13 protein-coding genes are annotated in these 17,696 nt (G+C 64.7%); 3 read left to right on the top strand and 10 right to left on the bottom strand.

Annotated features, from left to right (window positions below):
- Positions 1 to 43: 43 nt before the first annotated feature.
- Entirely contained in the window at positions 44 to 877 is an 834-nt protein-coding gene (locus ABDW57_RS25810) for a helix-turn-helix transcriptional regulator (protein WP_343733008.1), read from the top strand.
- The gene (locus ABDW57_RS25805; protein ID WP_343733007.1) at positions 871 to 1,512 is read left to right on the top strand and encodes a glutathione S-transferase family protein; all 642 of its coding nucleotides are present in this window, start codon (positions 871 to 873) and stop codon (positions 1,510 to 1,512) included. Before ABDW57_RS25810 ends, ABDW57_RS25805 begins: the two co-directional genes overlap by 7 nt.
- Before the next feature lie 39 nt (positions 1,513 to 1,551).
- On the opposite strand, the gene ABDW57_RS25800 is transcribed toward ABDW57_RS25805, so the two are convergent.
- Together ABDW57_RS25800 and ABDW57_RS25795 are read right to left on the bottom strand one after the other, a co-directional pair.
- Complete coding sequence (locus ABDW57_RS25800) at positions 1,552 to 4,281, bottom strand: TonB-dependent receptor (RefSeq protein WP_343733006.1); 2,730 nt, start codon at positions 4,279 to 4,281, stop codon at positions 1,552 to 1,554.
- Positions 4,282 to 4,451: 170 nt separating this feature from the next.
- Positions 4,452 to 5,102, bottom strand: coding sequence for a pyridoxamine 5'-phosphate oxidase family protein (locus tag ABDW57_RS25795; RefSeq protein ID WP_343733005.1), 651 nt, complete (start codon positions 5,100 to 5,102; stop codon positions 4,452 to 4,454).
- A gap of 87 nt (positions 5,103 to 5,189) precedes the next feature.
- Here ABDW57_RS25795 and ABDW57_RS25790 point away from each other — a divergent pair, with 87 nt between their 5' ends.
- Positions 5,190 to 6,719 (top strand): PLP-dependent aminotransferase family protein, encoded by a 1,530-nt coding sequence (locus ABDW57_RS25790; protein WP_343733004.1) that lies wholly within the window; start codon positions 5,190 to 5,192, stop codon positions 6,717 to 6,719.
- On the opposite strand, the gene ABDW57_RS25785 is transcribed toward ABDW57_RS25790, so the two are convergent.
- From ABDW57_RS25785 to ABDW57_RS25750, 8 genes are all read right to left on the bottom strand, one after another.
- Positions 6,667 to 9,102, bottom strand: a complete 2,436-nt coding sequence (locus ABDW57_RS25785) for a TonB-dependent receptor (protein WP_343733003.1) — start codon at positions 9,100 to 9,102, stop codon at positions 6,667 to 6,669. The two genes, ABDW57_RS25790 and ABDW57_RS25785, sit on opposite strands and share 53 nt — an antisense overlap.
- 257 nt (positions 9,103 to 9,359) lie before the next feature.
- Positions 9,360 to 10,136 carry a spermidine synthase gene (locus tag ABDW57_RS25780; protein ID WP_343733002.1) on the bottom strand — a complete coding sequence of 259 codons (777 nt, stop codon included), beginning with the start codon at positions 10,134 to 10,136 and terminating at the stop codon, positions 9,360 to 9,362.
- A gap of 12 nt (positions 10,137 to 10,148) precedes the next feature.
- Entirely contained in the window at positions 10,149 to 11,606 is a 1,458-nt protein-coding gene (locus ABDW57_RS25775; RefSeq protein WP_343733001.1) for a HAMP domain-containing sensor histidine kinase, read from the bottom strand.
- Entirely contained in the window at positions 11,603 to 12,949 is a 1,347-nt protein-coding gene (locus ABDW57_RS25770; protein ID WP_343733000.1) for a sigma-54 dependent transcriptional regulator, read from the bottom strand. The genes ABDW57_RS25775 and ABDW57_RS25770 overlap by 4 nt, the downstream gene beginning before the upstream one ends.
- A gap of 27 nt (positions 12,950 to 12,976) precedes the next feature.
- Positions 12,977 to 14,212: an FtsX-like permease family protein gene (locus ABDW57_RS25765; protein WP_343732999.1), complete on the bottom strand. Its 1,236-nt coding sequence runs from the start codon at positions 14,210 to 14,212 to the stop codon at positions 12,977 to 12,979.
- A 12-nt stretch (positions 14,213 to 14,224) separates the two neighbouring features.
- On the bottom strand, positions 14,225 to 15,541 hold the full coding sequence (locus ABDW57_RS25760) for an ABC transporter permease (RefSeq protein ID WP_343732998.1): 1,317 nt from the start codon (positions 15,539 to 15,541) through the stop codon (positions 14,225 to 14,227).
- Positions 15,542 to 15,551: 10 nt separating this feature from the next.
- Complete coding sequence (locus ABDW57_RS25755) at positions 15,552 to 16,250, bottom strand: ABC transporter ATP-binding protein (RefSeq protein ID WP_343732997.1); 699 nt, start codon at positions 16,248 to 16,250, stop codon at positions 15,552 to 15,554.
- Between the two features lie 19 nt (positions 16,251 to 16,269).
- Positions 16,270 to 17,538, bottom strand: a complete 1,269-nt coding sequence (locus ABDW57_RS25750) for an efflux RND transporter periplasmic adaptor subunit (RefSeq protein ID WP_343732996.1) — start codon at positions 17,536 to 17,538, stop codon at positions 16,270 to 16,272.
- Positions 17,539 to 17,696: the final 158 nt, after the last annotated feature.

The raw sequence follows: 17,696 nt of genomic DNA, 5'->3' as shown, positions 1-17,696 counted from the left end.
GCTGCGGTTACACTGGGCCTGTTCCAACTACCGGATAAGCGCCGTGCCGACCGATACCCCAGACCGCGATGTGCACTCCAGGCCGGGCCTCGGCGCCTCCGCCCACGTCATGCAAGGACGCCAGCTGGAAATCCTGCGCATCCGCGTCGAGCAGCCGATGCTGATCTTTATCGACCAAGGCAGCAAAGCCGTCCGTACCGAACGCAGCGCTCCCGTGCAAGCCCTGCCTGGTCAGGCCATTCTGCTGGCGGGCGGCCACACGGTCGACTTCAACAACGCCGTCCTGGCGGATGGCCAGCCCTACGAAGCCCGCTGTCTGATCTTCGACCCAGTCCTGCTGGACGACGCTTACTACGCCAGCCGCATCGCGGGCGCCAACACAACGCTGCCGCCCGCACAACTCCTGCGCCAACCCGCGCCAGACCTGCAGGCAGCGTTCGACCACGCCCGCCGCACGCTGGCGCAGAACGTGCCCGATGCTGTCGCACGCCAGCGCCTGCTGGAAGTCATGCACTGGCTACTGGAAGCCGGCATGCCGCTGCACCGCCCGGTGACCGACGCCCGCATCTCGCTCAAAGTACGCGCACTGATCACGCGCCAGCTCGACCACGACTGGACCGCCAGCACCATCGCCACCGGGCTTGCGCTGTCCGAAGCCACCCTGCGCCGCCGGCTGGCCGAAGAGAACACCACCTTCAGCGAACTGCTGATCGACACCCGCATGGCCACCGCACTCACGCTGCTGCAAGCCACTACCCATCCGGTATCCGACATCGCGTTATCGGTCGGTTACGAATCTTCGTCCCGATTCGCCGTGCGCTTCCGCCAGCGCTTCGGCTTTTCGCCCACCACCGTCAGAGGAAAACGACTATGCTAACCTTGCACCATCTCGGCGTCTCGCAGTCCGAACGCATTATCTGGCTGCTGGAAGAACTGGAGCTGCCGTATGAGTTGAAGCATTACACGCGCGATCCTGTCACGCGCCTGGCGCCGCCCGAACTGCGCGCCATCCACCCGGCCGGCACCGCGCCCGTGCTGACCACCGAAGAAGGCGTCACCATCGCCGAATCCGGCGCCATCGCACAATTCATCCTGGCGCGCTACGCCGATGGGCGCCTTGCACCCGCCACGCAGGACGCGGCATTCCCGCACTACCTGTACTGGTTCCACTTCGCAAACGGGAATCTGGTGCCGGCACTGGGCCGCATGATGATGCTGCACCGTGCGGAACTGAGGGAAGATCATCCCATGATGGCATTCGCCCGCGAACGTGTCGAACGCGCGCTCAACATGCTGGACCAACGACTGGCCGCATCCCCCTGGCTGGCCGGTGAGGCATTCACCGCCGCCGATGTGATGAACGTATTCGGCGTCACGACCATGCTGCATTTTTCGCCGTGGGACCTCACACCTTACATGCATATCAAGGCATGGCTGGAGCGCGTATCGCAGCGCCCCGCATACCAACGCGCCTGCATCCAAAAAAGCCCTGCACCCGGGGCGCAGGGCTAAAGCCGGCCCATGCTGCGGGGCCGGCGTCCTTGGAGGGACTCAGAACTTGTAGTTCACTCCAAACAGGACAGTGCGACCGTACTTGGCATACTCCAACTGACGGTCCTTGCTGTTGGCGTAGGTTTCATACGCCTCGTTGGTCAGATTATTCACCTGCAGCAGAACGCCCAGACCTTTGTACGCGCCGTCATTGAAGGTGTAGCCGATCTGGAAGTCAACCGGACTGTCGCCGACAACGTAACGCAGCTGACGGTCGCCGGCAAAGTTGCCGATCTCGCCCACATAGTCCGAACGCTTGCGGGTGCTGACGCGGGTCGAGAAGCCGGCTTTTTCATAGTACAGCGTCAGATTGGTGACGTTGCGCGACAGGCCTGGCAGCGGGATCTTGCCAATCGTGGAATTGACTTCCTTGATGTCGATGTGGCTCTCGGTGTACGAGGTCGATGCCAGCACGCCGAAGCCGTCCAGCGCTGGCGTCAGCATGTCAAACGGCACCGATACCGACAGCTCCGCGCCTTTCAGCGTGCCGCCGTTGCCGTTGTATGCCGTGGTGTACTGGCCCATGTTGGAGATGGCGATGGTGCCCGGGGTGTACTGCGAGAAGTCGCGGGTTTCCGAGAAGGTGTAGATGTAGGTGTCCAGCTTTTTGTAGAACCCCGCCAGCGCCACGTAGCCCTTCTTGGCAAAGTACTTCTCCCACGAGACGTCGAATGCCTTGGCCTTCCATGGATCCAGCCTGGTGTTGCCGCCGCTGCCGCTCGGCAGGCGGGTGCCGGTATCGACGGTGAAGTTGAAGCCGGCGTTCAATTGGTCCACGCGCGGACGGGCGATCTGCTTGGCCAGCGAGACGCGCAGGGTCTGGTCGTTGGCCAGGCCGAACGCCAGGTTCACGCTCGGCAGCACATCGTTGTAGCTCTTGCCGTCGCTGATCGGATGCGCCACGCCGGCATTGTCGGCATACAGCGATTCCGACGACTGGTTGGTGTGCACCAGCTGCGCGCCGACGTTACCGCGCAGCGAAACGCCGCCCAGGTCCGAATCGATATTCGCGCGCACAAAGCCGGTGGTGATCTTTTCGGTCACGTCCCATGCGCGGCTGATGGTGCCGGCGTTGTTGGCCAGGCTGTAGTTGATCGGATCGAAGTACTTGGCGATCACCGCCGGCACATTCCACGACGGCACAATGCCCGAACCGGCAAATCCCAGGTCCACCGGCGCGTACAGCAGATCGCTGGAGATGGTTGGATTCCCCTTGGCGAACAGCTGGCCCGAAGGCTGGCGCTTGGTCTTGGTGCGGTTGCTGTGATTGACGCCGACATCGACGTTATGGAACACGCTTTCCAGCGCGTCCGGCACCGGCACGGTGGCCACCAGCTTGAAGCTCTTCATGGTATCGACCAGGTGCGGCGAGTAGGTGCTGCCGTAACCGTAGATCGAGTTACCAGTCAACAGCTTGGTCGGATCGCTGTAATCCAGCGTGCCGTGGATGGTGGCGAAGTCGCCGGTCTTCCAGCCCACCGTCATCAGCGGATCGTTGTAGGCGCCGCCGGCCGCGGTCTGCAGTTGCAGGTTGTTTTCGAGGTAGGTCTCGTCACGCTTGGCGCGCGAGTAGTTGGCGTCGGCCAGCAGAGTCCAGCTGCCGAAGTTGAAGCGGTTGGCCCAGCCGGCGGTGCGGATCTGGTCCTTGCGGTTGTTGTACTGGCCACGCACCAGCGGATAGGCGCCGGTGGCCGTGCCGCCCAGCAGGGTGCCATTCACCACGTTGACGGTCTGGTAGTTGAAGCCGACCGGGTTGTTGCTGCCGTTGTAGCCGCCCAGGTTCACTTCAAACTGGTTGTTGGTGTCGACCTGCTTGAACTCGGACGCGAACACGTCGAGGGTGCTGGTCCACATTTTCGAGGGACGATATTCCAGCACGCCGATCAGGCCAGTGCGTTTCAGCACACCGCTCTTGGCCAGCGATTTCACACCGGCGGTGATGTAGGTGCCGGCCGGGACGCCTGATACCGCGCTTTGCGAGAACGGTTCGTAGGTGCCGGTTTCATGATCGAGGATCGGCGATTCCAGATGCGCGATGCCCAGCGCCACGCCGACCGTGCGGTTCGCAAACTGGTCGATGTAGCTGGCGCTGACGCGGTGGCCGGTATCCTTGGCGTTGGCGATTTTGCCCAGCGAGTTTTTCTCGCCGCGTGCGTTGACCGAGAAGGTGCGGCCGGCAAAGGCCAGCGGGCGCACCGTCTGCATGTCGATGGTGCCGGACAGGCCCTGGCCGATCAGGCCCGCGTCCGGCGTTTTGTAGATGGTGACGGCGCTCAGCAGCTCTGAAGGATACTGGTCGAATTCGACCGAGCGGTTGTCGCCGGTGCTGACCTGCTCACGGCCGTTCAACAGCGTGGTGGCGAAGTCCGGCGACAGGCCGCGGATCGAGATCACTTGCGCGCGGCCGGCCACGCGTTGTGCCGCCAGGCCAGGCAGGCGGGCGATCGATTCAGCGATCGACACGTCCGGCAGTTTGCCGATGTCTTCGGCGGAGATGGTTTCAACGATGGAGGTCGCGTCTTTCTTGACCGAGATGGCGTCTTCGATGCCACGTCGGATGCCGGCCACCACCACAGTGGTGGGCGGCGCGTCGGCGGCCTGCGGTGCGTCGGCCGCGTTTTCCGCGTGGACCGGCGCGGAAAGGGCGGAAATCAGGACCGCGCAAGCGGCGGCAACAGGGCTGAGCGGGAGCACGGCACGCAGGCCGCGCTCGGATGGATTGAGCTGCATATAGTCTCCGGGTGTTTGTCGATTGGCGCGTTCTTGCGACGCTTGAGTTCGATCTTGTATTAAAACTAGAATGCAAGTCAAACAATGTTTGTGCCAAAATACGGTTTACACCGACTACTTTTCCTCTGTAGTCGCTCTAGGTTGTATTTATACTACATGCAATACGTGGTTTATGTAGCTGAACTACATGATGTCCAGTGGGTGACATAATCGGGCTCCGGCCGTGTGCAGGCGGGGTCCGGCTGCGGCGCCAGCGGCGTGCGCGCCCACGGCAGGACGCCGGCCCAGACCGGCCAATCGAGGTCTTCAGCATCGTCTTCCGCGCCGCCCGAGCGGATTTTGCAGGCCGCTTCCGCCAGTGAAATGCGCAGCACGGTAGTGGCGGCGTATTCCTTGTCCGAGCCGGGACGGATTTCGGCCTGGCGGCCGGGCGCCAGCTTTTCCATGAAGGTTTCCATCGCGTGGCGCGCGGCATCGCCGTCCACCGCTTCGAAGCGGCCGTAGACCATGGCCGAGCGGTAGTTCATCGAGTGGTTGAAGGCGGACCGCGCCAGCACCAGGCCATCCAGGTGGGTGATGGTCACGCAGCATTCGTTTTCCAGCAGGTGCCTGACCATGCGGCTGCCGTTGGAACCGTGGATGTAGAGATGATCGCCGTCGCGCCAGCAGGCGGTGGGAATGCAGTGCGCGCCCCTGGCATCGCTGAAGGCGATGTGGCACAGGTAGGCGTCATCGACGATGGCGTGCAGGGTGGCGCTGTCGTAGCGCGCGTTGGTGGCGACGCGGCGGACGCGGGTGCGATCACTCGGTGGCTGGTTCATGGTTCCCTTTCATAAAAAAACAGCAATATAATGAAACCCTGGCTCTATCAATAGGTCCAGAGCGTGTTATTTTTATGGAGCCAGAACATGGATTTTTCGCTGCTGTTTCACGGCTATGCGGCGCGCCACATTGATGCCGGCTGGCCGCGTCAGCGCCTGCTGCACGAGTGCCTGCGCGCCGCCATCCGTGACGGCACGCTGGCCGCCGGCACCCGGCTGGCCGCCTCGCGCGCGCTGGCCGAGGAATTGGGCGTGGCGCGCAATACGGTGCTGTATGCGTATGACCAGCTGACCAGCGAAGGCTATGTGGTCAGCGACCGGCGCGGTACGGTGGTGGCGACCCTGAGCGCGGCCGGGCGCAAGCCGGCGCGCCGCGCACCCGAGCCGCCGCGTATCGGCTTGTCGCAGCGCGTGCGTCATCTGCGGCCGTTGCCGGGCGAGGCTGATCGTATGGGCGCCTTCGTACCGGGCGTGCCGGCGCTGGAGCATTTTCCGATGGCGCTGTGGCGGCGCATGCTGGAGCGCGCGCTGCGCAGCATGACGGTGCTGCAGCTGAACTACGGCGATCCGGCCGGCGAGGCGCCGCTGCGCGAAGCGATTGCCGACCACCTGCGTGCCTCGCGCGGCGTGGTGTGCGAAGCCAGTCAGGTGTTTATCACTGACGGCACGCAAAGCAGCCTCGATCTCTGCATGCGCGCCCTGGCAGATGCCGGCGAAACCATCTGGATCGAGAATCCGGGCTACGGCGGCGCATTGGCTGCCGCCCGCGCCGCCGGGCTGGCGGTCAGCGGCATCGATGTCGACGATGACGGCATGGCGCCGCAGCGCGAGGACTGGCTGCTGCGCCCTCCAAAGCTGATCTACACCACGCCCTCGCACCAGTACCCGGTCGGCAGCGTGTTAAGCCTGCGCCGCCGCCACGCGCTGATCGATGCCGCACGCGCGGCCGGTGCGCTGATCATTGAAGACGATTACGACAGCGAATTCCGTCATGACGGCGCGCCGCTGCACGCCATGCAGGGCCTGGCCGCAGACGCTCCGGTGGTGTACCTGGGCACCTTCAGCAAAACCATGTTCCCGTCGCTGCGCATCGGCTTCGTGGTGGTGCCTGCCGCACTGGCCGAGGACTTCGCCCACATGCGCGCGCAATCGTCCGCGCGCGGCCGCGTGGCCGAGCAACTGGCGCTGGCCGAGTTCCTGCGCAGCGGCCAGTTCGTGCTGCACCTGCGCCGCATGCGCCGGCTGTACCGCCAGCGCCGCGACGCTTTAGTGGCGGCACTGGAAAAACATCTGGGATCGGCAGCGACGGTGCATGGCGGTTCGGCCGGCATGCACCTCTCGCTGCGCTTCAACGATGCGCGCATCGACGACAACGCCATCGTGGCGCAGGCGCTGGAACACGGCATTGCCGTCAACGCGCTCAGTCAGCACGACACGCAGGGGGATTCGGGATGGAAGGGTTTGATGCTCGGCTACGCACAAGTGCCGGCCGAGCGGATGGAAGGACTGGTCAAACAGTTGGCGGCGCTGATCCACCTTGCGGCTTACGCCGCCAACCGTTCAATCAGAACGCCGTATCAGCACGCACGTAGAACGAGCGGCCGTTCACGCCGATAGGGCAGGTTTCCCAGCAGCGGGTGAAGCCCAGTTTCGGGAAGTCGCCGCCGTTGGTCCACTCGTTCGGCAGCTGGTTGAACACGTTGTTCACGCCCACGCTCAGGAAGGTGCGCTTGCTGAAGGCATAACGCACGGTGGTGTCCACCAGCCAGCGGGCATCCCACTTCTGCAGAGGGCTGAAGTTTTCAGCATACACTTCGCCGAAGTAGTTGGCGCGCGCGTTCAGGTTCCATGCGCCGGCCGTGTAGTCCGCACCCACCACGTGGTGCTTGCGTGGCTGGCCGTGTTCGATCAGGGTCACTTGCGACTTGTCGAACAGCTTCTCGCCGCTCAGCACCGTGGAGGTCGAGTGGCGCTTGGTCACTTCCGTTTTATTGAAGCCCAGTTGGCCCGACAGCACCAGCGTGGACGCATCAAACTTGGTGGTGTGCTCGGCCACGATGTCCAGACCGCGGGTACGGGTATCGACCGCGTTGGTGAAGAACTGCGCCTGGCCCACGCCCAGTGGTTTCAGGATGTTGGCGATCGGGCCGCCGCCGGCTTCCGGCGCGATCTCGCTGGAGAACACGATGCGGTCCTTGATCTTGATCTGGTAAGCGTCCGCGGTCAGCGACATGTTCTTCGCTGGACGCAGCACGATACCGCCGCTGAAGCTGGTCGAGGTTTCCTCTTTCAGCGGCTTGATGCCGAAGGCCTGGGTCACGGCGCTGCCCTGGCGCGCGGTCAGGGTTTCGGTCAGCACGCCGTTATTCAGGTTGGTCGACACGGAGCTGTAGAACTCCTGCTGCACGCTCGGTGCGCGGAAGCCGGTCGAGGCGCTGGCGCGGAAGCCGACTTCCTTGGTCGGGTCGAAACGCGCGCTCAGTTTGCCGGTGACGGTGCTGCCGAAGTCCGAGTACTTTTCATAGCGCACCGCGCCGCCCAGGGTCAGCTCCTTGACTGGCTTGGTTTCCGCATCCAGGTACAGGGCGATGTTGTGACGGCCCGAATCCACGGCGGTCGCTGGCGTGTAGCCCGGGAAGCCCTGGATGCCGGCGGCCGCGGTGGCGCCGCTTGGGGTCTGGATCACGATGGCCGGGTTGTTGGTGCGGCCATACTGGTAGGAGATCGGATCGCCGGCGACGATCTGGTAGTTATCCTGGCGGTACTCGAAGCCGGTGGCCAGATTCACTTCGGTGTCGCCCAGCTTGACCGGACCCTTGACGTCGGCATTGAAGGTCAGCTGGTTGAATTTCAGCGTGCCGGTATCGGCTTCACGCGCCGATTCGGCGTAGATGCCGCCGCCCGGTTTCGGCTCGTACCAGTAGGAGACGTTCAAGCTGTTCGACTCATGGAATGCCAGTTCGCTCTGGCCGTAGTTGATGCTGACGTCGGCCTTCCAGTCGTCGGCCAGGTCGCGGCGGTAGCCGAAGGCAAACGAGGCGTCCTTGATGTCGGTGTGGATGGCTGGCAGGAAGCCGTTTGGATACACTGCCGCCACGGTGCGGGCATCGCCGGCCGAGCGGAAGAAGCCATACGAATCGCTCTTGCGCTGCGAGACGCCGCCGAAGGCGTAGAACTCGCTGCTCTTGTCGATCGGCAGGGCGCCATTCCACCACAGGTAAGCGTCCTTGGTGTTGCTGTCGCCGATATGCTGGGTCACGCGCGGAGGATTCACGCGCAGCGAGTCCGGGCCGGCGCGGTTGGTTTCGCCGCGCTTGCGCCATTCGGCGGTCAGGTTGATGTAGCCGCCGTTCTCGCCCAGGGCGAAGCCGCGGTTGGCGCTGGCCGAGTACATATCGCCGTCGCCTTCCGAAGTGGTGCCCAGCTGGCCGCTGACGGCGGTCTCGCCCACGTTCGATTTGAGGACGATGTTGATCACGCCGGCGATCGCGTCCGAGCCGTATTGGGCGGCGGCGCCGTCGCGCAGCACCTCGATGTGGTGGATGGCGGCCAGCGGAATGGCGTTGATGTCGGTACCGGCCGAACCGCGGCCGATGGTTTGCTGCACGTTGACCAGCGCCTGCTGGTGGCGGCGCTTGCCATTGATCAGCACCAGCACCTGGTCAGGACCCAGCGAGCGCAGGGTGGCGGGACGGATCGAGTCGGTGCCGTCGCTGATGAAGGTGGTGGAGAAGTTGAACGACGGGTCCAGCGTTTGCAGCAGCTTGCCCAGCTCCAGCGGACCGGCGGTCTGCAGGTCTTTCAGGCCGATCAGGCCGACCGGCGCCGAGGTGTCCAGCGCGGTTTTGGCGACCGAGCGCGAGCCCAGGACCACCACGGTTTGTTGATCTTCGGCCTTGGCGCTGCTGTCGGTGGACGATTGGGCCAGGGCGCTTTGCGCGGCCAACAGCAGGATAGCGCTGGCCAGCAAGGTGCGTTTGAATTGTGGTGCTCTTTGCATTGGTTTTCTCTCTAGGTATTTGAAGACGGCCAGCGGGGTAGGGCCGTTGATAAAAATACTAAAGGTAGCCCGCAAAGGGCGACAACGCGGCTTGCACCACAATGTTGCGGAATGTGCACATTTACCAATATTTCGTGCACTGTAACGCAATGTATCGTAAAGTGACCGGCGGCCCGGCACGTCCCTGGTGCGGCTATGCGCAAAAGTGTGGCGCGCATGCATCGGTATGAGGCGCGCGCATATCGATATGCGAAAAGCTACTGGTGGTCGCGCATCCAGCCTTTCAGGCCGTTGACCCAGTTCTTTGCCGGCAGGTTGAGGGTTTTTTTGATTTCCGCCGCGCGCTCGTACAACACGCTGAAGTCCAGCGAGGGCGCGTTCTTGAAGGCGATGACGACGATGTTCGCATCGTGCACCTCCGGCAGCCACACCACGGCGTCGAACACCAGTTCCATGGTCTGCAGGTTCTTGTCGTAGTTGGTGAAGTCGTCGCCGAACACATTGGTGGTCATCATGCCGCCATCGCGCAGCACGCTGGCGCAGCCTTCGTAGAACTCCTGCGAGTCCAGCACCGGACCGCGCGCCTCTTCATCGTACAGATCCACCTGCAGGATATCGACCGTGTTGCGGTTGGCCGGATCGAGCACGAAGTCCATGGCGTTCATTTCGCGCACGTTCAGGCGCGCGTCGTTGGGCGGCAGCGCGAACTGCGATTCGCACATGGCGATCACGTTGGGATTGAGTTCGATGGCGGTCACGCGCGCCTGCGGCAGGCGGCGGTAGCAGAACTTGGTGAGCGCGGCGCTGCCCAGGCCCAGCTGCACGATGTGCCGCGGCTGGTCGTTGAAGAGCAACCACATCATCATCATCTGCACATATTCCAGCTCGATGTTGTCCGGCTTGGCGATGCGCATCGCGCCCTGCACCCAGGAGGTGCCCAGATGTAGGCTGCGCACGCCCTGGAATTCGGTGATGGTGGCCGGCGGGTGGCCGGGCTGGTCGAAACGGACGGCGGGAGATGAAGACTTGGACATGCCGCTAGTTTATCAGGCCAGCGGCAGTATCATGGTCACGGTCAGGCCGCCGCCGTCGCGGTTGGTGAGGGTGATGCGGCCGCCGTGGGCTTCCGCGATCTCGCGCGCCAGCGCCAGGCCCAGGCCGGTGCCGCTGCGCTTGGTGGAGTAGAACGGCACCAGCGCGTTGGTCAGCACGGCGTCGCTCATGCCGGGGCCGCGGTCCTGCACGTCGATGCGCACGCCCTCGTGCAGGCGGCGCACTTCCAGGCTGACCTGATCGGGCGGCGAGCCCGATTCGTGGGCGTTCTTCAGCAGGTTGAGCAGGGCTTGTTCCAGCTGGCCAGGGTCGAAGGCGCAGGGTTCCGCCGGCGCGTCGCCGATCTGCTGGAACACCACTTGTTCGCCCAGCTGGGTCAGGAAGGGCTGCCAGTGCTGCGCTTCCAGGCGCGGCGCCGGCAGCTTGGCAAAGCGCGCGTAGCCGAGGATGAAGCTTTCCAGGTGGCGCGTGCGTTCCTCGATGGTGGCGAGGATTTGCGGCAGGCGTTCGGTTTGCCCGCGCCGCACCAGTTCCGCGCCGGAGTGGGCCAGCGAGGTGAGCGGCGCCAGCGAGTTGTTGAGTTCATGGCTGATGACGCGGATGACTTTTTTCCACGTCTGTACTTCCTGCCGGCGCAGCTCCATGGTCAGTTGGCGCAGCAGCAGCAGTTCGTGTTTGCGGCCGTTCAGGTTGAAGCTGCGGCGGGCCAGGTGGTAGACGTCTTCCTCCTCGCCGTCCTTGGTGGTGAACAGGCCGTCGCCGCCGCGCGCCAGGGCTTCCAGCAGGGCCGGCGAGGCGCTGTTCAGCACTTCGTCGAGTTTGTGGCCTTCCAGCTTGCGGCCCTGGTTGAGCAGCTGGCGCGCGGCGATGTTGGCGTAGACAATGGGGCCGGACTCGCTGACCAGCAGCATGGCGACCGGCGTGTTCTGCACCATGGTGTCGAGCAGCAGTTCGCGCTGGACCAGGTCGAGGCGTTGCTGGCGCAGCACGTCGCCCAGCGCGTTGTGGGCGGTGACCAGATCGCTCAGCTCATCGTTTTGCGGCCAGTGCAGGCTGAAGGAAAAATCGCCGTCCTTGTAGCTGGTGACGGTGCCGGTGAGGGCGCGGAACAGCGACAGCATGCGTTCCAGTTCGGCGCGGATGGTGATGATGGAGATCGGCACCACGCACAGCAGGCAGACCGCCAGCACCAGGCCGGGATTGCGCGGGAAGAAGTGGTCGGTCGCCAGCGCGATCAGGATGCCAACCGTCAGCAGCGTGCCCACCAGCGCCGTCCAGCGCGTGAGCAATGACAGCCGCAACCCGCGCGGCCGGCGCGCTTCCGCCCCCAGCGGCGCACTGCTGCGCGGCGGCGTGCGGCGGCCAGCCGCTTGCTGCCGCGCGCCACGATCATGGTCCGCGTGGTCGCCGTTGGCGGCGGCGGGGCGGGGCGTGTCCTGCTCGTCCATCACGGACGGACGATGCCGAGCCGCTCCATGCGGCGGTACAGGGCCTGGCGCGACAGGCCGAGTTCCGCCGCCGCCTGCGCCACCACGCCGCCGGCGCGGCTCAGCGCCAGGCTGATGGCGTCGCGGTCCGGCTCGCGGATCGCTTCATCGCTGGTGTTGCCGCCGCCCGCCGCTGCTGGCAGGCCGAGGTCCGCCACCTTGATGACATCGCCGCTGGCCAGCAGGCCGGCGCGCATCATCACGTTTTTCAGTTCGCGCACATTGCCCGGCCACTGGTGCGCCAGCAGCGCCGCCTGCGCGTCTGGATGCAACTGCTTGTCCGGCCCCAGGAAGTGCATCGCCAGCGGCAGAATATCCATCGGCCGCGCCGCCAGCGGCGGCAGGCGCAACTCGATCACATTCAGGCGATAGAACAAATCCTCGCGGAAGGTGCCTGCCCGGATCATGGCCTGCAGATCCGCATTGGTGGCACTGACCACACGCACCTTCACCTGCCGCTCGCGATTCGAGCCCAGCCGCTCGAAGCGCCCGGTCTCCAGCACGCGCAGCAATTTCATTTGTCCCGCCAGCGGCAGGTTGCCGATCTCGTCGAGGAACAGCGTGCCGCCATCGGCCGCTTCGAATTTGCCCTCGCGCGCCTTGGACGCGCCGGTGTAAGCGCCGGCCTCCGCACCAAACAGCTCGGCTTCAATCAGCTCGGACGGAATGGCGCCGCAATTGAGCACCACGAACGGCCCGTTGCGCACCGAGGAATTGGCCTGGATGATTTCCGCAATCCGCTCCTTGCCGGTGCCGTTGGGACCGGAGATCAGCACCGGCACATCCGCGCGCGCCACCTGGCAAGCCAGATGAATCACCCGCTCGGTGGCCGGGTCCTGGAACACCATGCCGCGCAAATCATGCCCGCGTTCCAGCTCGCGGCGCTGGCGCAATTCGCCCTGCACGCGCTGCTGCAAGGCGCGCTTGGCCTGTCCCAGTTCAATCAGGTTGTTGACCGTGGCGATCAGCTTGTGATCATCCCACGGCTTGGCCAGATAGTCGGCGGCGCCGGCCTTGATCAGATCCACCGCCGCGTTTAAATGGGTCCACGCGGTCAGCAGGATCACCGGCAGATCCGGATAGCGGTCGCGGATCGCATTGAACAGCGCCGTGCCTTCCTCGCCCGAGGTGGTGTCGGCGGTGAAGTTCATGTCCTGGATCACCAGGTCCACACTGTGCTGTTCCAGCATGGCCAGCCCGGCTTCGGGCGAGGCCGCGCGCAGCGCCTCGATATCGTGCAGCGAGAACAGCACTTCGAGGGCCACGGCTACGGCGGCGTTGTCGTCAATGATTAATACGGTAGGCATGCCGTAAGCATAACATTGTCGCTCCACTCAGGCGCTGCGCGTCGCGGTGGCCGGTGAAATGCTGGCCGCGCGCCACGCCGGCCCGTACACCGCCATCACACCCAGCGCCCAGAAGATCACCGCACCGCCCAGCAGATAGCCGAACGGCAGGCGCGTCATCTCCAGCTGGCTGACCAGCAGCTGATTCAGGCCCAGCGCGATCAGCAGGCCGGCCGCCACGCCGGTGCTGGTGATCATGAAGTTCTCGGTGATGAAGTAGCGCAGGATATCGATGCGCCGCGCGCCCAGCGCACGCCGCACGCCGATCTGCTTGCGGCGCTGCGTCACCCACAGGCTGGCCATGCCGACGATGCCGCTGGCGGTGATCAGCAACAGCAGCACGCTCACCGTCACCAGCATCCACGCCAGCGCGCGGTCGGCGCGATAGCGGTCGGTGCGGAACTCGGTCACGCTCTTGGTGCGCATTACCACCGGCGAGGGCGACGCCTTGCGGATGGCTTCCTCGGTTTCCTTCATCACGCGCTCCAGCTGTCCCGGTTCGGCGCGCACGGTGTAGCTGACCACTTCATTGCCGGTCAGGCGGGCCGGCGTGATGATGGAGAATTCGCCGGTTTCGCCGATCTGCGCGCTTGGCGTCTGCAGCCGGTCAACCACGCCCACCACCTGCACGCTGCGCGATTTGTCGCCGGTGCCGAAGTACACCGTCTTGCCGACGTAGCTGCTCTGGCCCGGCCACATCTTCTCGGCCAGCGCGCGGCTGACGATGCCCACTTTCGGGAAGTCGTCACTGGTGGTGATGTCGATTTCCGGCACCTCGTTCGGATAGAAGTCGCGGCCCTCGATCAGCTTCAGGCCCCAGGTCTTCACCAGCGAATCGGCGCTGTTGTAGCTGGTCGACTGCGCGGTGGTGCGGGTCTGCTTGCGGTCCACCGCCAGGCCGGTGTAGTTACCGGAGCGCGACAGCGGCATCTGGCTGGTCTCGGACACCGACAGCACGCCCGGCACCGCGCGCAGCGTGGCCGTGTCCCGGCGCTGCGTGGCCAGTTGCTCTTCGTGGCCGCCCTGCTTGAGATGGCGCACCGAGATCACGTAGATATCTTCTTCGCGTTCCAGCCCGGTCGGGCGCGCCGACACGGCCTGCCGCACCTGCACGATGTGCAGCGCGTTGGCGAGGATGCCGAGGCTGAGCGCGACCTGGATCGCCACCAGCACCGGGCCGGTTTTATTGCGCAACAGCGCGGAAAGAATAGGACGGATTTCCATGATGGCGCTCGCTTATTGGGATTTGAGTTGCAGGGCCGGCGTGACCTGGCAGGCACGCCAGGTCGGCAGCAGGCCGGCCAGGATCGCCGACAGTACGGCCAGCGCGAAGGTGGTCAGCAGCATCACCCAGTCCATATGCGCCACCAGCGTCAGCGCCTTGGATTGCATGGCGATCAGCGCCAGCGCGCCAAAGGCCAGGATCAGGCCAAGCACGCCGCCGACCAGGCCCACCACCGTGGTCTCGATCAGGAACTGCGCGAAGATCTCGCGGCGCGAAGCGCCCAGCGCGCGGCGGATGCCCACTTCGGCGGCGCGCACCGAGAACTTCGCCAGCAGCAAGCCGATGGTGTTCACCAGGCACAGGATCAGGAAGCCGAAGGCCAGCCAGGCGGACAGCTTGTTGTCATTGCCGACCACCTTCATGTAGTCCAGCCATTCGCGCACGTCGTACAGCATGTTGGGCGCGTTGCGTTTCAGGCGGCCCAGCTTGCGCTGTTCGGTGGCGTAGGAATCGAGGAAGCTTTGCAGCTCGGCGCGATCGGAGGCGCTGCGGGTCTCAATCCAGGCCTGGATCCAGGTGCATTCGGAATCAAGGAAGGCCTGATAGCCGGGCGCGATGTCCTCGTAGCAGCTGGTGCTGCCGTTGCGCTGGAATTCGTGGCGGGTGGCGCTGGCGAAGGGAATGAACATCTCGTCTTCTTCGCTGAAGGCGCCGTCGTTGCTGCCGATGATGCGGTGGAAGTGCGGCACCACTTTCCAGGTATCGAGCACGCCCACCACCTGGTACTGGAAGCCGCCCATGGTCAGGCGCTTGCCGACCGGGTCGGCATCGCCGTAGATTTTTTCCGCCAGCTTGCGGCTCAGGACCACCACGTCGGCGCCGGCCTTGTCGTCGGCCGGGCTCCAGCCCTGGCCGTGCAGGAAGGGCGCGTCGAACATGTTGAAGAAGTCCGCGGTCGGCGCAATGCCGCGCGCGTTGAACACGCCGATGTCCTTGCGTTCCGGTTCGATCGCCAGGCTGACGCCAAAGATGATGGTGCGGCGTTCGCCGGCCTTGCTGTTCAGCAGATTGGTGGCATCGCGGTAGCTCAGCTGATTGTCGTCCGGCTTGTCGCCCGGCTTGTAGTTGTCCGGCTGGCCGTTGTCGATCAGCGGCACGAACAGGCGGTCGCTCTTGTGCGGGATCGGGTCGCCCGACATCACGTGCAGGATGGTCAGGGTGGCGATGCTGGCGGCCACGCCGACGGCCAGCGTCAGCACCATCAGCGCGGTCAGCGCCGGGTTGCGGCGCAGGCTGCGCACGCCCAGCAGGAAGTAGTATTGGAACATGCTGCGCTCCTCAGGCAACGTTGGACAGCGATGGCGCCTTGCGCACCAGGTCCGACACCTGGCCGTCGATGATGTGCACATTGCGTTGCGTGCGCACCGCCAGTTCAGGATCGTGGGTCACCATCAGGATGGTGGTGCCCTGGGCGTTGATCTCTTCCAGCAGTTCCATCACGCCGCGCGCCATTTGCGTGTCCAGGTTGCCGGTCGGTTCGTCGGCCAGCAGCAGCTTGGGCGAACCGGCCAGGGCGCGCGCGATCGCCACGCGCTGCTGCTGGCCGCCCGACAGTTCGGCAGGATAATGCTTCATGCGCGAGGCCAGGCCGACCTTGGACAGCGCGTCCTCGATGCGCTCCTTGCGTTCGGCGGCGTTGAAGCCGCGATAGCGCAGCGGCACGTCGACGTTATCAAACAGCGACAGGTCGGGAATCAGGTTGAAGCCCTGGAAGATGAAGCCCAGTTTTTCATTGCGCAGGCGCGAGCGGGCGTTGTCGTCCATGCCTTTGACGTTGATGCCATCCAGGATGTACTCGCCGTCGGTGAATTCCTCCAGCAGGCCGGCGATGTTGAGGAAGCTGGTTTTGCCGGAGCCCGACGGGCCGGTGACGGTGACGAATTCGCCCTGTTTGACTTCGATCTCGAAACCGCGCAGCGCGTGGGTCTCGATCATGTGGGTGCGATAGACTTTGCTCAGGTTTTTCATGCGCAGCATGGAGGGCCTCTTCAGAAAGTTATTGGTTGATCGAGACGCGTTCGGCGTTCTCAAAGGTTTCGGTGCCGGCGACAACAATCCTGTCGCCTTGTTTCAGGCCGCCGAGGATTTCCACGGCGGAGACGCTGGTGGCGCCCAGCTTGACCGGGGTGCGGATGGCGATGCCGTCGCGCACCACGTAGGCATAACGGCCGCCTTCCGATTCCACGAACGGACCGCGCTGCACCATCAGGGTGTTCGGCTTCTCGTCGATCAGCAGGCGCGCGGTGACGCGCTGGTTCTGACGCAGGCCGGCCGGCTGTTCGCCGTTGAAGCGCACGCGCGCCAGCACCTGGTTCTTCACCACTTCCGGCGACAGCGCGGACAGCTTGGCGGTGGTGGTGCCGGTGCCGTAATTGACTTCCGCATTCATGCCAAGGCCGATGTCGGAGACGTAGGTCTCGGGCACTTCCAGCTCCACTTCAAGACGCGACAGGTCGACCAGCGTCATCAGCGGCGTGTTGGCCGGCACCACGCTGCGGTCGGCCACCGACAACGTGCCGATAAAGCCATCGACCGGCGCGCGCACGGTCAGCTCATCGACGCGGCGCTGGGCGTTGGACAGGGTGCTGCGCTGCTGGTCCAGCTGCTTGATCTTGGATTGCAGTTCCAGCGCCACGTTGTCGTTTTCCAGCACCGAAGCTTCCTTGGCGTGCTTGGCGCGGATCACGGCGGAATTCACCGCGTCCTTGGCGCGCTGGTATTCGATCTTGGCCACGGCGCCTTCGTTGGCGACGGCGTCGTAGCGCTCCAGCGTGCGCTGGGCCGAGACCTGGTCGATTTCGGCGGTGTCGGCGTCGCGCTGGGCCAGCAGCTTTTGTTTGCGGGCCAGGATGCGCTGGCGCGCGACGTCCGCTTCGATCTGCGCGTAGGCCGCTTGCTCGCGCTTGAGCGCATCGGACAGGTCGGGCGATTCCAGCACCGCCAGCACGTCGCCTTTCTTGACGGTGTCGCCGGCGTGGACTTTCAGGGTGACCGTGGCCAGCGATGGCGCGTACAGGGTCGGGCTGACGGCAGCCACCACGCGGCCATTGACGGCGGCGTCGCGGATCAGCGTGCCGCGCCCGACTTCGGCAATGCGCAGGCGCGAGGCGTTGACCGAATGGTCGCTGCCGCGCCAGGTGTGGACCAGCGACCAGCCGATGGCGACCAGCGCCACGGCGCCGGCGGCGATGAGGAGGCGGCGCCGGGTCCCATGGCCTTTCGGCGGGGTGATGACGGCGTCTTGATTGGAAGTGTCACGGATCATGGCTTGCTCGTTTGTGAGTGAACGGGCAACGTTATGCAGAAAGTGTGCCACGCGCTAAGTCGTTGATTTCTATGGGGCGGACATGCCCGTCCGCTGTCCGAACAACGTCCGGCGTGTCCGCGCTGTCCGCACCGGACTTGAAATTCTGGCAATCATGC

Source organism: Duganella sp. (genome assembly GCF_039595735.1).
Classification (GTDB): domain Bacteria; phylum Pseudomonadota; class Gammaproteobacteria; order Burkholderiales; family Burkholderiaceae_D; genus Rugamonas.
This window is presented reverse-complemented; position numbering and strand designations above follow the sequence as displayed.